This window comes from Streptomyces sp. ATexAB-D23 (genome assembly GCF_000373645.1).
In the GTDB taxonomy this organism is placed as follows: domain Bacteria; phylum Actinomycetota; class Actinomycetes; order Streptomycetales; family Streptomycetaceae; genus Streptomyces; species Streptomyces castrisilvae.
In genome coordinates this window covers 108,665-121,463 of sequence record NZ_KB892001.1, presented here as the reverse complement: position 1 = coordinate 121,463, position 12,799 = coordinate 108,665, and the positions used below count along the sequence as shown (strand labels likewise).

Here is a 12,799-nt window from a genome sequence, read left to right as displayed (position 1 = left end):
CCCCGTGCACCCCTCCCCGCACCGCCGCAGCATGGAGCGATGAGGACCTCCCCTGCCCTGCGCGCCGCGGCGCTCGCCGCCACCGTGACCGTGCTGCTCCCCCTCGCCGGCTGTGCGAACGGCGGTGACAAGGACGCGGCCGACCGCTCGACCAGCCCGCCGCGCGCGGCGAACGCCGCCACCGGCAGCCCGTCCGGCCTCGCCGCCCAGAAGCTGACGTGGAAGAAGTGCCCCGCCCCTTCCCAGGCACAGGGCGGCGGAAACGCGCCTTCCCCGCTGCCCGGCGGGGCCGCCTGGGAGTGCACCTCGATGAAGGCTCCCCTCGACTACGCGAAGCCCGACGGCGACACCATCGAGCTGGCCCTCGTCCGCGCCAGGGCGATCAGCGAGAAGAAGCGGATCGGCTCGCTCATCTTCAACTTCGGCGGCCCCGGCGGTTCGGGCGTCGCCACCCTGCCCGCGTTCGGCACCCAGTACGACAAGCTGCGCGCCCGTTACGACCTGGTGAGCTTCGACCCGCGCGGGGTGGGGAACAGCGACGGGGTGGAGTGCGAGACCGACAAGCAACTGGACGCGCGCTACCAGGAGGACGGCACGCCGGACGACGCGGCGGAGGAGAAGGCGTTCGTCAAGGACACCAAGGAGTACGCCGCCGCCTGCGAGAAGAGGTCCGGCGAACAGCTCCCGTACGTCGGCACCACCAACGCCGCCCGTGACATGGACCTGATGCGCCAGGTACTCGGCGACGACCGGCTCCACTACTTCGGCATCTCGTACGGCACCGAACTGGGCGGCGTCTACGCGCACCTGTTCCCCAAGAACGTGGGCAGGGCGGTGCTCGACGCGGTGGTCGACCCGACCGAGGACGCCGAGCAGTCCTCGCTCGGCCAGGCCAAGGGCTTCCAGCTCGCCCTGGACAACTTCGCGAAGGACTGCGCCGACCGGGGCGACGCCTGCAAGCTGCCCGGCTCCGACCGGAAGGAGATCGAGCAGGGCATCGTCGACCTGCTGGACCGGCTGGAGAAGAAGCCCGTCAGGGGCATCGGCTCCCGCAAGCTGACGCAGACCCAGGCCACCACCGGCATCGCTGCCGCCCTCTACTCCAAGGAGACCTGGCCGCTCCTCGAACAGGGTGTGGACGAGGCCGACGGCGGGAACGGCTCGCTGCTCCTGGCCCTCGCCGACTCCCTCAACGGCCGCTCCGAGGACGGGCGCTACGACAATTCGGCCGCCGCCTACACCGCGATCAGCTGCGCCGACTCCCGGGAGCGGTTCACCCTGGAGCAGACGAAGGCGAAGCTCCCCGCCTTCCGGGAGGCCTCTCCGGTCTTCGGCGACTACCTGGGCTGGGGCCTGATGGGCTGCACCGACTGGCCGGCGAAGGGCACCTGGAAGACCCCTGACGTCAGCGCTCCCGGCTCGGCCCCCGTGCTGGTCATCGGCAACACCGGTGACCCGGCGACCCCGTACGCGGGCGCCAAGGCGATGGCCGAGGAGCTGGGCGAGGGCGTCGGCGTGGAGATGACGTACAAGGGGCAGGGGCACGGCGCGTACAACAGCGGCGACGCCTGCGTGCAGAAGGCGGTGGGCGGCTATCTGCTGGACGGCAGGGTCCCGGCCGCCGGAACGGTCTGCGGATAGGCACCTGCCGCGCGCCTACCATGGGCGAACTGCCGGACGGCAGGGCTCTACGGGGAGGTACGCACACGTGGTCGCACACGCACGGGCCGGGGCACTCGCCGCCGCCGCACTGCTCCTGACCGGGGTGCTCGCGGGCTGCGAGGACGGTTCGGACGACAAGCCGGGCAAGGCGGCGGACGGCGGCACGGCCTCTTCGGCCGCCTCGCCGTCCGCCGGCCGTCCGTCCACCGCGGACGGGCTGCCGGCCCTGCCCACGTCGCTCACCTCCCAGCACCTGGACTGGAAGCGCTGCGAGGCCCCCGAGGGGGGCAGCGCCCCGGGAGCGGAGTGGCGCTGCACCCAGGTGAAGGTGCCGCTGGACTACGCGAAGCCCCAGGGCGACACGATCGGCATCGCCCTGGTCCGCAAGGAGGCCCGCGACAAGGGCCGGCGCCTGGGCTCCATGCTGTTCAACTTCGGCGGGCCCGGCGGCTCGGGCGTCTCGATACTGCCGCGCGCCGCCGCCTCGTACACCACCCTCAACACCCGCTACGACCTGGTGGGCTTCGACCCGCGCGGGGTCGCCGGGAGCGCCGGGGTGCGGTGCCGCGACGACAAGGAGCAGGAGGACGCCTACCGGGACGTCGACATGACCCCGGACACGGCGGCCGAGCAGGCCGAGTTCATGAAGGACGGCGCCGCCTTCGGAGCCGGCTGCGCACGCCTGTCGGGCAAGGTCCTCCCGTACGTCGGCACGACGAACGCGGCCCGTGACATGGACCTGATCCGCGAGGTCCTCGGCGACCGGAAGCTGACCTACTTCGGCATGTCGTACGGCACGGAGCTGGGCGGCACCTACGCCCACCTCTTCCCGGAGAACGTGGGGCGTACGGTCTTCGACGCGGTGGTCGACCCCACCGCGGACACCACCGGGCACGCCCGCAACCAGGCGACCGGCTTCCAGCGGGCGCTGGAGAACTACTTCAAGGACCGCGGCCAGGACCCGAAGGCCGCAACGCGGCGCATCGCCGCCCTGCTGAAGCGGATCGACGCCGAACCGCTGCCCACCGGCACCGACCGCGAGCTCAACGAGTCGCTGGCGATCACCGGCATCGTGCTCCCCCTCTACTCCAAGAGCAGCTGGCCGACCCTCACCCGGGCTCTGGACGAGGCGGAGAACGGCAGCGGCGCCACGCTGCTGCGACTCGCCGACTCGTACAACGGCCGCGACGAGAACGGGCACTACGACACCGAGAGCCACTCCCAGCGGGCCATCTCCTGCGCGGACAGCAGGGCCAGGCCCACGGCGGCCGAGGCGAAGGCGCTGCTGCCCGAGTTCGAGAAGCTGTCTCCGGTCTTCGGTCCGTTCCTGGCCTGGGACACGGCCGGCTGGTGTTCCGGCTGGCCGGTGGAGGGCGAGCACGACACGCCCGAGGCGAGCGCCCCGGGAGCCGGTCCGATCCTGGTCGTGGGGACGACGGGCGACCCGGCGACACCGTACGAGGGTGCGCGCAAGATGACGGACGAGCTGGGCGAGGGCGTCGGCGTCCTGCTCTCCAACAAGGGCGAGGGGCACGGCGCCTACGGCGGCAACAGCTGCGTCACCTCGGCCGTGGACGCGTACTTCCTGGAGGGCAAGGTCCCGGCGGACGGCACCACCTGTTCGTAGGCCCCGGGCACGAGAAGGGGGCCGGCCCGCATGACGCGGACCGGCCCCCTTTCGAAGCGCTGTTCTAGTAGACCGGCTTCTCGGGCTCGATCTGGTTGACCCAGCCGATCACGCCGCCGCCCACGTGGACCGCGTCGGCGAAGCCCGCCGACTTGAGGACCGCGAGGACCTCCGCACTGCGGACACCCGTCTTGCAGTTCAGGACGATGCGCCGGTCCTGCGGGAGGTCCTGGAGGGCGTTGCCCATCAGGAACTCGTTCTTCGGGACCAGCCGGGAGCCCGGGATCGCGACGATCTCGTACTCGTTCGGCTCGCGGACGTCGATGATCTCGATCTTCTCGTCGGCGTCGATCCACTCCTTGAGCTGCTTCGGAGTGATCGTGGAACCGGCAGCCGCCTCCTGGGCCTCCTCGGACACGACGCCGCAGAAGGCCTCGTAGTCGATGAGCTCGGTGACGGTGGGGTTCTCGCCGCAGACCGCGCAGTCGGGGTCCTTGCGGACCTTGACCTGGCGGTACTGCATCTCCAGGGCGTCGTAGATCATCAGCCGGCCGACCAGCGGGTCGCCGATGCCGGCGAGCAGCTTGATGGCCTCGTTGACCTGGATGGAGCCGATGGAGGCGCAGAGCACGCCGAGGACGCCGCCCTCGGCGCAGGACGGAACCATGCCCGGCGGGGGCGGCTCCGGGTACAGGCAGCGGTAGCAGGGTCCGTGCTCGGACCAGAACACGGACGCCTGGCCGTCGAAGCGGTAGATCGAACCCCAGATGTAGGGCTTGTTCAGCAGGACCGCGGCGTCGTTGACGAGATAGCGGGTGGCGAAGTTGTCCGTGCCGTCCACGATCAGGTCGTACTGGGAGAAGATGTCCATCACGTTGTCGGCTTCGAGCCGCTCCTCGTGAAGGACCACGTTGACCAGGGGGTTGATTCCCTGCACGGTCTCCTTGGCCGACAGCGCCTTGGACTTGCCGATGTCACCCTGGCTGTGGATGACCTGGCGCTGCAGGTTCGACTCGTCGACCTCGTCGAACTCCACGATGCCGAGCGTGCCGACACCGGCGGCGGCCATGTACATCAGGGCCGGCGAGCCGAGGCCCCCGGCGCCGACACAGAGCACCTTCGCGTTCTTCAGCCGCTTCTGCCCGTCCATCCCGACATCCGGGATGATCAGGTGGCGGGAGTACCTGCGGACCTCGTCGACGGTGAGCTCAGCAGCTGGCTCGACCAGGGGTGGCAGCGACACAGGAACCTCAACAATGCAGGTGGTCGGTTTCTACGTACTTCGACTACGTACGGTTGTTCTTGCCGTAACACTGCCACGCCCCCTCTCATTCCGAGATACCGAGTCCGATCCGCGAGACAATTTCGTCCCAGTAACTGGGCAGTGCCGCGAATGGGTCGCTTTGTCCGCGCCCGCGCCCGGATTCCGACTGCCCGCCGCGGTCGGTGAAGAAGATCGTCCCGGCTCCCTGCCAGCGGGCGATGCGCATGGCCTCCTCCAGATGGGTGCGCGGGACGCCGTGGACGAAGTGGGCGAACCGGCCGGGCGGATAGGCGGCGGTCCACTCCGCCACCTGTGACCAGCGGTAGTCGCTCCACGCGCCGCGGAAGGTGACGAGCTGGTCGGCGGCCTCCGCGTAGCCGGGGTACGGGTGGGTGTCGTGCCCGAGCACGAGGGGCCCGTCCGCGTCCGTGAGGAAGGCTCTGAGCGTCCCGGCGAGGCGGCGGACGGCCGGCAGATCGGCGCGGTCGACCGGACAGCGGTCGAGGTAGAAGCCGTCCACGCGGTACCACTCCAGGAACGACCGGGCGTCCGCGAGCAGTTCCGTGAAGGGCCGCCGGCCGTGCGCGAGGTCGAGCTGCCCGAGCAGCCGCCCGCCCGCCGCCCGCATGGTGTCGGGCGGCTCGCCGCCGCGCGGCGCGCGGGCGTTGCGGAACCGCCCCGCCGCCTCCAGGCAGTGCGGGTCGGGCCGGCTGCCGGGGCCGTTGTCGACGTTGAGGACGGCCCAGTGCAGCGGCGTCCCCGGGCGCGTGAGCTCGGCCCACTCGGCCGTTGCGAGCAGCGGGTGCGCGTAGCCGGGGACGCCGAAGCCGAACTGTTCGGCGCCGCTGCTCCGCCGGGCCGTGCCGGTGCTGGTCAGATACGGCACGCCGCCTCCATCCAGATGTCGGCGAGTGACTCCTCCAGATTGATCCGGGGGCGCCAGCCGAGCCGGTCGCGGGCGGTGCGTACGTCCGCCTGCTGCCAGGCCCCGCAGCCGTCCGGGTACGGGGACGGCGTGGCCGAGAGGTGCTCGATGACCGATTCGGTGGAGGTGCGGGGGGCACCGATGGGCAGGCGCGCGGGGGGCGTGTCCAGCTCGTGGAGCGCGCCGGCGTATCCGGCGACCTTGGCGAGGACGGCCGCCGCGTCGCGGAGCCGGACGGCCCGGCCGGTACCGATGTTGACGACGCCCTGCGCGGCGGAGAGCGAGGCGGCGTGCACGGCGCGCGCCACATCGCGTACGTCCACGAAGTCGCGCTGCACGCCGAGGCCGCTGAGCTTCAGCTCGCCGTCGCCGGACTGCATGGTGCGCCGCATGGCCTCGGCGAGTCGGCCCAGCGGGGAGCCCGCGGGGGTGCCGGGGCCGACCGGTGAGAAGACCCGCAGCACGACCGCGTCGAGGCCGGAGCCGAGGACGAGCTCGGTGGCGGCGAGCTTGCTGACGCCGTACGGGCCGCCGGGGCGCGGGATGGCGTCCTCGGCGGTGGAGGAGCCGGGCTGCGAGGGGCCGTACTCGGAGGCGCAGCCGACCTGGACGAGGCGGGCGGAGCAGCCGCTGCGCCGCATCGCCTCGCAGACGGTGGCGACGGCGACGGTGTTGTGCCGGGTGAGGTCGCGGGCCCCGCCCCGGGTGGCGCCGGCGCAGTTGACGACGACTCCGGGGTGGACGGCGTCCAGGAAGCGGGTGAGCGCTCCGGGGCTGCCGCCGGCGAGGTCGAACCGCACGTCGGCGTCGTCGCCGCGCCCGAGGGCGGTGAGGTGGACGGCGGGGTCGGCGAGCAGCCGGTCGGCCACGAACCGGCCGATGAATCCGTTGGCTCCGAGCAGCAGCACCCTCATCGCGCACCGCCCAGGCCCGGTCCACCCGGGCGTCGCGAACCGGGCGGGACTGGGCGGACCCGGCCTGGGGGCCGACGGCGGGCTGCCGGTGCGGGGGATTGGGGGGTCATGTCCGGTGTCTCCTTGGGGCAGTTACGGGTGGAACGGGTGATGACGACCCGCGGCGTCGGCTCCGCGGGGGTTCTGGGGCGCCTCAGGCGGCGCTGTGGGCGGATGCCCTGGAGAGGGCGAGGGTGGCGGTGGTCAGCAGGCCGAGGGCGGCCGCGCCGCAGGCGAGCGCGGGCACGGCCCCGGTGCCCGCCGCCTCGATCAGGGCGTCGACGGGGCGGGCGAGCGGGTCGAGTCCGGGCAGCCGCCCGGCCAGGATCAGGGCGGGGGCGGCGGCCTCGACGGCGCAGGCGGCGGCGAGTCCGGTGGCGGCCGCTTCCGGGAAGCCGTGGACGGTGAGCAGGCGGGCCAGCAGGAGCAGCACCCCGAGGGCGGCGGCAGCGGCCGGGGAGCCGCCGGTGCCGAGCCCGAGCCGGGCCAGGTACAGCAGTATGGCCAGGACGCAGGCGAAGAGCGCGACGGCGCCGAAGAGCAGGGGGCGCACACCGGCGGCGAACTCCTCCAGCGCATGGCTGCCGTGGAGTCTGCGGTGGGCGTACAGGGAGAAGAGGTGGGCGCACCAGGCGGCGGGGGCCACCGCGAGGGCGAGCCCGAGCAGGGGCGCAGGGGTGAGCGTCCAGGGGCCTTCGGGGCCGCCGCTGAGGACCTGGTGGAGCAGGTCGTCGCCGTACAGGACGTAGCCGAGGAGCCAGCAGGCACAGAGGGCTGCGGTGCCCGATGAGCCGGCGCGGGCGCTGAGGGGGCCGGTGCGCAGGGCGAGGGCCAGGCCGATGAGCGCGAGCAGCGTGCCGCCGGCCCCGATGGCGAGCCGGGCGTCGCCGCCGAGCACCCCGTCGGTGAGGCGGAGCGCGACGAAGGTGGCCAGGCAGGCGGCGCCCGGCAGCAGGGCGCGCAGCGACCAGGCGGCGCGCGTCTCGATGTCGCGCGCCGGAGCGGGGCCCGCGGCGACGGACTCCGCCGCGACGGCCGGGATCCGGGCGAAGAGTTCCTCGGCGAGCGAGAACACGTCGCGGTGCCGGTAGCGGGCGGCGGTGCGGTCGGTGACGCCGTGGGCTTCGAGCCCGGCGGCGATCTCCAACGGGTCGACGGCCCGCTCGCACAGCTCACGGTGCCGGTGCATGAGGGCCTTCACCGGGTCGGCGGTCCCGTGCGCCCCGCCGGCCGCCTGGTGCGCGGCGGCCGCGGTGTCGCGGGCGGGGTGGGCGGTGCGGGGGTGGACGCGGGCCACCTCGGTGGCGCGCGCGGGAGTACGCGCCGGGGCGTGCTCCGGGTTGCGCTCCGGCGCATCGGCGGCCGTCCGGGCGGGGGCGTGCGCGGGGGCGGGGGGCACGCGGTCAGCTGGGGCGGGGTCTGACGGCGCGGGACGGACGGGTGCGGGGTCGGACGGCGCGAGGTCGGCAGGTGCGGGGGCGGACTGTACGGGGGCGGACTGTACGAGGTCGGCGGGCGCGAGGCCGGCAGGCGCGGGACCGGCAGGCGCGGAGCCGGCAGGCACGAGGTCGGACGGCACGAGGTCGGACGGTGCGAGGTCGGCGGGCGCGGATCCGATCAGCTCGGGCCGCCCGGCCGTCTCGCGCGCCGGCGTGGGGGCGAGGTCTTCCCGGGCTTCCGTGCGGGCGTCCGTCTGGGGGCCCATCGTCGTTCCTCCGTGCTGCTGTTCGTCCGGTCCCGGCCGACTGGGCCGGGCCGGGCCGGCCGTCTCCTGGTCACGCATCGCTCTCCCCCGGCCCCGGCGCCGCGCCCGCCCAACTGGGGGTGCGGTCGCCGGGGTACGGCTCCGGCTCCGGCTCCGGTTCCGGCCAGAGGCCCAGGACGTGGGCCTCCGGCGGGGTGGCGAAGGGGCGCGGTCCCTCACCGGGCTCCGGGAGCGGCGTGCCGCGTACCGGCGCCTGCGCGATCAGCTCCAGGTAGATGCCACGGAATGCCGCGAGATTCTGTTCGACGGTGAAGAGTTCCAGGGCTCGGGCGCGTGCCGCCGCACCCAGGCGCGCACGGCGCTCCGGGTCGCGCAGCAGCGCCAGGCAGGCGTCCGCGAGCGCCCGGGGGTTGCGCGGCGGGACCACGAGCCCGGTGCCGCCGATGACCTCGACGACCGCGCCGACGTCCGTCGACACGGTGGCCCGGCCGCAGAACATCGCCTCGACCACGCTGATCGGAAAGCCCTCGACCACGCTGGACAGCACCACGACGCCGCCCGCCGCATACGCCTGGGCGAGACCGGGTACGCCGTCGCCCCCGATGTCCTCGAAGGAGACCGGATTCTCGCCCCCGGCGTGCGTACCGGCCACCCCGTCGGGGAACAGCTCGGCGGCCACCGCCCGGCAGTGCGCGAGACAGGTGGCGCCCGCCGGGCCCGGGGCCGGCGCCCCGATGATCCGCAGCCGGGCGTCCGGCTCGGCCCGGCGCACCTCGGCGAAGGCGTGCAGAAGGGCGATCAGGTCCTTGGCGGGCTCGATCCGGCCGACCCAGACGAGCGTGTCGGGACCGCCGTCGTCGTCGCGTTCCCCGAGTGCCGCGAACCGGGCGGACTCCATGCCGGGGTACACCGTCCGCACCTTGGCGGGGTCGGCGCCGCAGCGCTCCTGCCAGCGGCGGGCGTGGGTGTTGCCGGGGGTGATGAGCGCGGCCTGCCGGTACACCTCGGTGGCGAGCCGCCCGTGGAAGTTCGCCAGGAGGGCGCGCACCGGCGCACTCACGGGCGCGCCCCCCGACGAGAGGTAGTGCGCCCGCACCTGCACGGAGTACTCCGTGACCAGCAGGGGCACGCCGAAGAAGCGTTTGGCCAGCAGACCCGGCAGAGCGGCCGCGCCACCGGACGCGGCATGGCAGAGGTCGACGGCTGCGAGGCCGTCCTCCTCGTACCAGTCCAGGGAGAGCGGGCGCAGCACCCGGTCCAGCTCCGCGGTGAAGGCGAGGAGGTCGGCGACGGTGGCGGTCTGCACGGTGCGCCCGGTGCCGGGGGCGCGGCAGGCAGCCTCCAGGATGCGCACGGCGGTCTCGGAGCGGAGGGCGGCGGGCAGTCCGCCGTGCTCCCAGGCCAGTTCGGCGAGCCCGTAGAGGCCCTGGGTGAACTGCTCGTCGGCGGCCCGGGGGCCGATTCCGTCACCCGTACCGGCGGGCCGGGCGGTGTCCGCCCCGCCGGGCTCGCGGCCCGCCGTGCAGACCGAGGCCGCGAGGGAGGTGAAGTGGGTGGCGAAGCGCCGCCGTTCGCGCCGGGCGTAGGTCCGCGCGCCCCCTCCGGTCAGCAGGCGCGAGAGCGGTCCCCTGGGTGCGTGCAGCCCGAGGGATTCCTCGTCGGCCGTCCACAGGGGGGCGGTACGCACCTGCCCGACCTGGGCGGGGAGCCTGACCCAGCCCCGCGCTTCCTGTTCGGCGGTGCGGCTGAGTGCGAAGAGGTCGAACTCGTGCTGGGCGAGCCCGCGTACCAGGCGGTCGCACCAGAGCCTGGACTCACCGGTCGCGTACGGATAGCCACCATCGGTGAGCAGTCCGATCCGCACGAGTGCACCCCCGATCTCCCTTGTGTGCGGCCGCCGTTGGATCGGCGACTCGCGGCGGGACGACCGTAAGCGGATACGCCGGTGGTGCGATGGACGGTTGTCCGTCGCACCACCGAAAGGGGTGAACCGGCGTAACTTTCCTGCGCGAATGACGTTTAGGGCCTGTCCGGCGGATCTTCGCGGGCCCGCGACGCCTGGCACGCACTCTCGCCGCACGCCCGAATCACCCAAGTACGTCCAGTACGAGGGCGATTCTGGCGCACGCCGATAGCACGCACCGGACGCCGCGGGCTGATCCACGAAGATCCGCCGGACAGGCCCTGATCGCGCTATGGAGGCGAAAGGTCACTCGGGGTCAGGCTCATGGCGCCGCGGGTGCTACCCGCGCACCGGCCTCCCGACACCCACTCAGTCCTCGGGATACACCCAGGGGTTGGCCCGGCACTTGATGCCGTCGAGGTTCAGCGTCTTGGTCTGCTGCTGCATGACGGGCGCGAGGGCGCCCTCCGTACGGCAGCTGACATGGTTGTGGCCGAGCCGGTGGCCGACCTCGTGGTTGATCAGCATCTGCCGGTAGGAGAACAGCTTGTCCGGCCCGAAGGTGGCCGACCCCTGCGCCCAGCGGTAGGCGTTGATCATCACGCGCTCGGTGGCGGCCGAGTCGCAGGAGACGTTGTCCTCGGTGGTGTCCAGGCCCGACTTCCGGCACCACTTGGCGGTGGTGCCGGGACTTGCCAGCGTGATGACGAAATCCGGCTCGCCCTTGGAGATCCGCTCGAAGGTCATATCGCCGTCGTGCGCCCAGCTCCGGTCGTCGTTGAGCGTCTTCTGCACGGCCTGCGCGAACAGTTCGGCGTCGAGCCCGAGCCCCTTCTCGACATCGATGCGGTAGCGGTGCTTCGTACCCTTGCCCGGGGCCTTGGCCGAGCCGGGGACCGTCTCGAAGTCACCCGATCCCATGAGCGCCGGAGCCAGCGGATAAGGCTTGGCCATTTTCTGCTCATACGAAAGGGGCTTGACCGTCGCCGTTTCGGGGGACGGGGTGTTACGGCTGTCCGACCGGGAGGCGTCGTCGCTCTCGCCCCGGTCCACGCCCGCGGCCCGCGCCGCTCCGTTGCCGCCGGTGCCGTCGTGGGCGACCTGGCCGGCCACGACGACCGCGAGCACGGTGGTGACCGCGGCGGCGGCGATACCGGTGAACGTACGGCCCTTGCCGCCCTTGGCGTCCTTCGCGTCCCTGGTCCGGGCCGCCTCGTCGCGCCCGCGCTCGGGCGGGCGCTCGTCCCACTCGGTGACGGAGGCGAACGGGTCGGCGGGCGCCGCCGCCTGCCGGCGCGGCGCGGGCGGTGCGGGCGGGTTGTCGAAGGCCTCGACGAACTCGCGCCGCGGACCCGGTATCAGCGGCCGGGTGGAGGTCGCCTGCTGATGGTGCGTGGGGCCCTGCGGGTGGTGCGCGGGACGCGGGCCGCCGGGCCTGCCGCCGGGGGCGGGCGCCTGGAGACCGGGCCGTCCCTGACCCCTGCCCTCGGCGCCCCGGCCCATGGGGCCCGCGCCCCAGCCGCCGCCGGGTTCACGCTGTTCGGGGTGACCGCCGCGTACCTCGGGCGTGCCCGGGAACGGCCCCGGGCCGGCCTGCTCGGCCTGCCGTCTGCGCCGCCCGCTGCCGGCGACCGGCCGGGCGGCCTCGCGCCCCGCCTCGTTCGCCTCCGCCTGCCCGGTCTCGGGCACCCTGGGCGCAGGGCCCTTACGGCTGTGTCGTCCCACGCCCCGGATCAGCTCCCGCCGCATTCGTCGAGCAATTCCCGGAACGCCTGGGCGACCGCCTCCGGGTACTCCATCATCGCCACGTGCCCGGCGTCGGGCAGTGTCAGCAGGCGCGCGTCGCGGAAGGCCGCGGACGCCCTGCGGGCCATCCGGAACGAGACGAGCTGGTCCCGTCCGCCGTACACCAGCTGGGTCGGCGCGAGCACCCGCTCGGCCTGGCGCCACAGCCCGTGCTGTCCGCCCAGGGTGTACGCGTCGACGATGCCACGGGCGGTACGCGCCATGGCGTCCCAGAAGTACGGCAGTTCCAGTCGGCGCTCCATTTCGGCCACCGCGTCGCGGAAGCCCGTCTCGGAGACCCGTGCCGGATCGCCGTAACAGAGTGCCATGACTCCGCGGGTGCGCTCTTCCGCACTCCAGTCCCGGGTCAGCCGGGCGAACAGGGAGGCGACGCCCGGGAGTGCGAGCAGCGCGGTCGGGGCGGCCGTGCGCTGGACCCGGATCTCGGGGAGCGCGGGCGAGACCAGGGTGAGGGTGCGCACCAGGTCGGAACGGACGGCGGCGACCCGGGTGGCCACCGCGCCGCCCAGCGAGTTGCCGAACAGATGGACGGGGCCGCGCTCCTGGGCGTCCAGGAGGCGGATCACCGCGCGGGCGTGCCCGGTGACCGAGTAGTTCCCGTCGTCGGGCGGCGGGGAGTCGCCGAATCCGGGCAGGTCGACCGCCTCGCAGTCCACCGCGTCCTCCAGGAGCGGCATCAGCGCCGTCCAGTTCTGCGAGGAGCCGCCGAGGCCGTGCACGAAGAGGGCGGGCGGCAGTCCGGGCCGCCGGGAGGGCCGCGAACGGAGGGTGAGCGTCAGTCCGGGCAGTTCGACGGAGCGCAGCCGCTCCCCCTCGGCGACCCTGACGGCGCTCACCGTGGGGGCCACCGCTGCGGCGGCGGCGCGGACTCCCGGCAGCTCGGTCGAAGACATGCGGGCAATGTTACGAGATGATCACACGACGATTCATGTGTTCGCCGTCACAGATCGCATA

9 protein-coding genes are annotated in these 12,799 nt (G+C 73.5%); 2 read left to right on the top strand and 7 right to left on the bottom strand.

Going from position 1 to position 12,799, the window contains the following annotated elements; genetic code table 11:
* Positions 1 to 39: 39 nt before the first annotated feature.
* Both B082_RS0100540 and B082_RS0100535 read left to right on the top strand, forming a co-directional pair.
* Complete coding sequence (locus tag B082_RS0100540; protein ID WP_018549869.1) at positions 40 to 1,641, top strand: alpha/beta hydrolase; 1,602 nt, start codon at positions 40 to 42, stop codon at positions 1,639 to 1,641.
* 67 nt (positions 1,642 to 1,708) lie between these two features.
* Positions 1,709 to 3,289, top strand: coding sequence for an alpha/beta hydrolase (locus tag B082_RS0100535; protein WP_018549868.1), 1,581 nt, complete (start codon positions 1,709 to 1,711; stop codon positions 3,287 to 3,289).
* A gap of 64 nt (positions 3,290 to 3,353) precedes the next feature.
* Here the strand turns inward: B082_RS0100535 and moeZ are convergent, their stop codons facing one another.
* The 7 genes from moeZ to B082_RS0100500 all read right to left on the bottom strand — a co-directional run bounded on the left by moeZ (position 3,354) and on the right by B082_RS0100500 (position 12,738).
* Positions 3,354 to 4,532: an adenylyltransferase/sulfurtransferase MoeZ gene (gene moeZ, locus B082_RS0100530; RefSeq protein WP_018549867.1), complete on the bottom strand. Its 1,179-nt coding sequence runs from the start codon at positions 4,530 to 4,532 to the stop codon at positions 3,354 to 3,356.
* 85 nt (positions 4,533 to 4,617) lie between these two features.
* The gene (locus B082_RS0100525; protein WP_018549866.1) at positions 4,618 to 5,439 is read right to left on the bottom strand and encodes a spherulation-specific family 4 protein; all 822 of its coding nucleotides are present in this window, start codon (positions 5,437 to 5,439) and stop codon (positions 4,618 to 4,620) included.
* Positions 5,427 to 6,392, bottom strand: coding sequence for an NAD-dependent epimerase/dehydratase family protein (locus B082_RS0100520; RefSeq protein WP_018549865.1), 966 nt, complete (start codon positions 6,390 to 6,392; stop codon positions 5,427 to 5,429). Before B082_RS0100520 ends, B082_RS0100525 begins: the two co-directional genes overlap by 13 nt.
* 193 nt (positions 6,393 to 6,585) lie before the next feature.
* A complete protein-coding gene (locus tag B082_RS35360) occupies positions 6,586 to 8,136 on the bottom strand; it encodes a hypothetical protein (protein WP_018549864.1) in 1,551 nt (516 codons plus the stop codon).
* Positions 8,137 to 8,206: 70 nt separating this feature from the next.
* On the bottom strand, positions 8,207 to 10,000 hold the full coding sequence (locus B082_RS0100510) for a glycosyltransferase (protein WP_018549863.1): 1,794 nt from the start codon (positions 9,998 to 10,000) through the stop codon (positions 8,207 to 8,209).
* Positions 10,001 to 10,408: 408 nt separating this feature from the next.
* On the bottom strand, positions 10,409 to 11,788 hold the full coding sequence (locus B082_RS0100505) for a DUF3152 domain-containing protein (RefSeq protein WP_026249271.1): 1,380 nt from the start codon (positions 11,786 to 11,788) through the stop codon (positions 10,409 to 10,411).
* Entirely contained in the window at positions 11,773 to 12,738 is a 966-nt protein-coding gene (locus B082_RS0100500; protein ID WP_018549861.1) for an alpha/beta fold hydrolase, read from the bottom strand. The genes B082_RS0100505 and B082_RS0100500 overlap by 16 nt, the downstream gene beginning before the upstream one ends.
* Positions 12,739 to 12,799 lie beyond the last annotated feature (61 nt).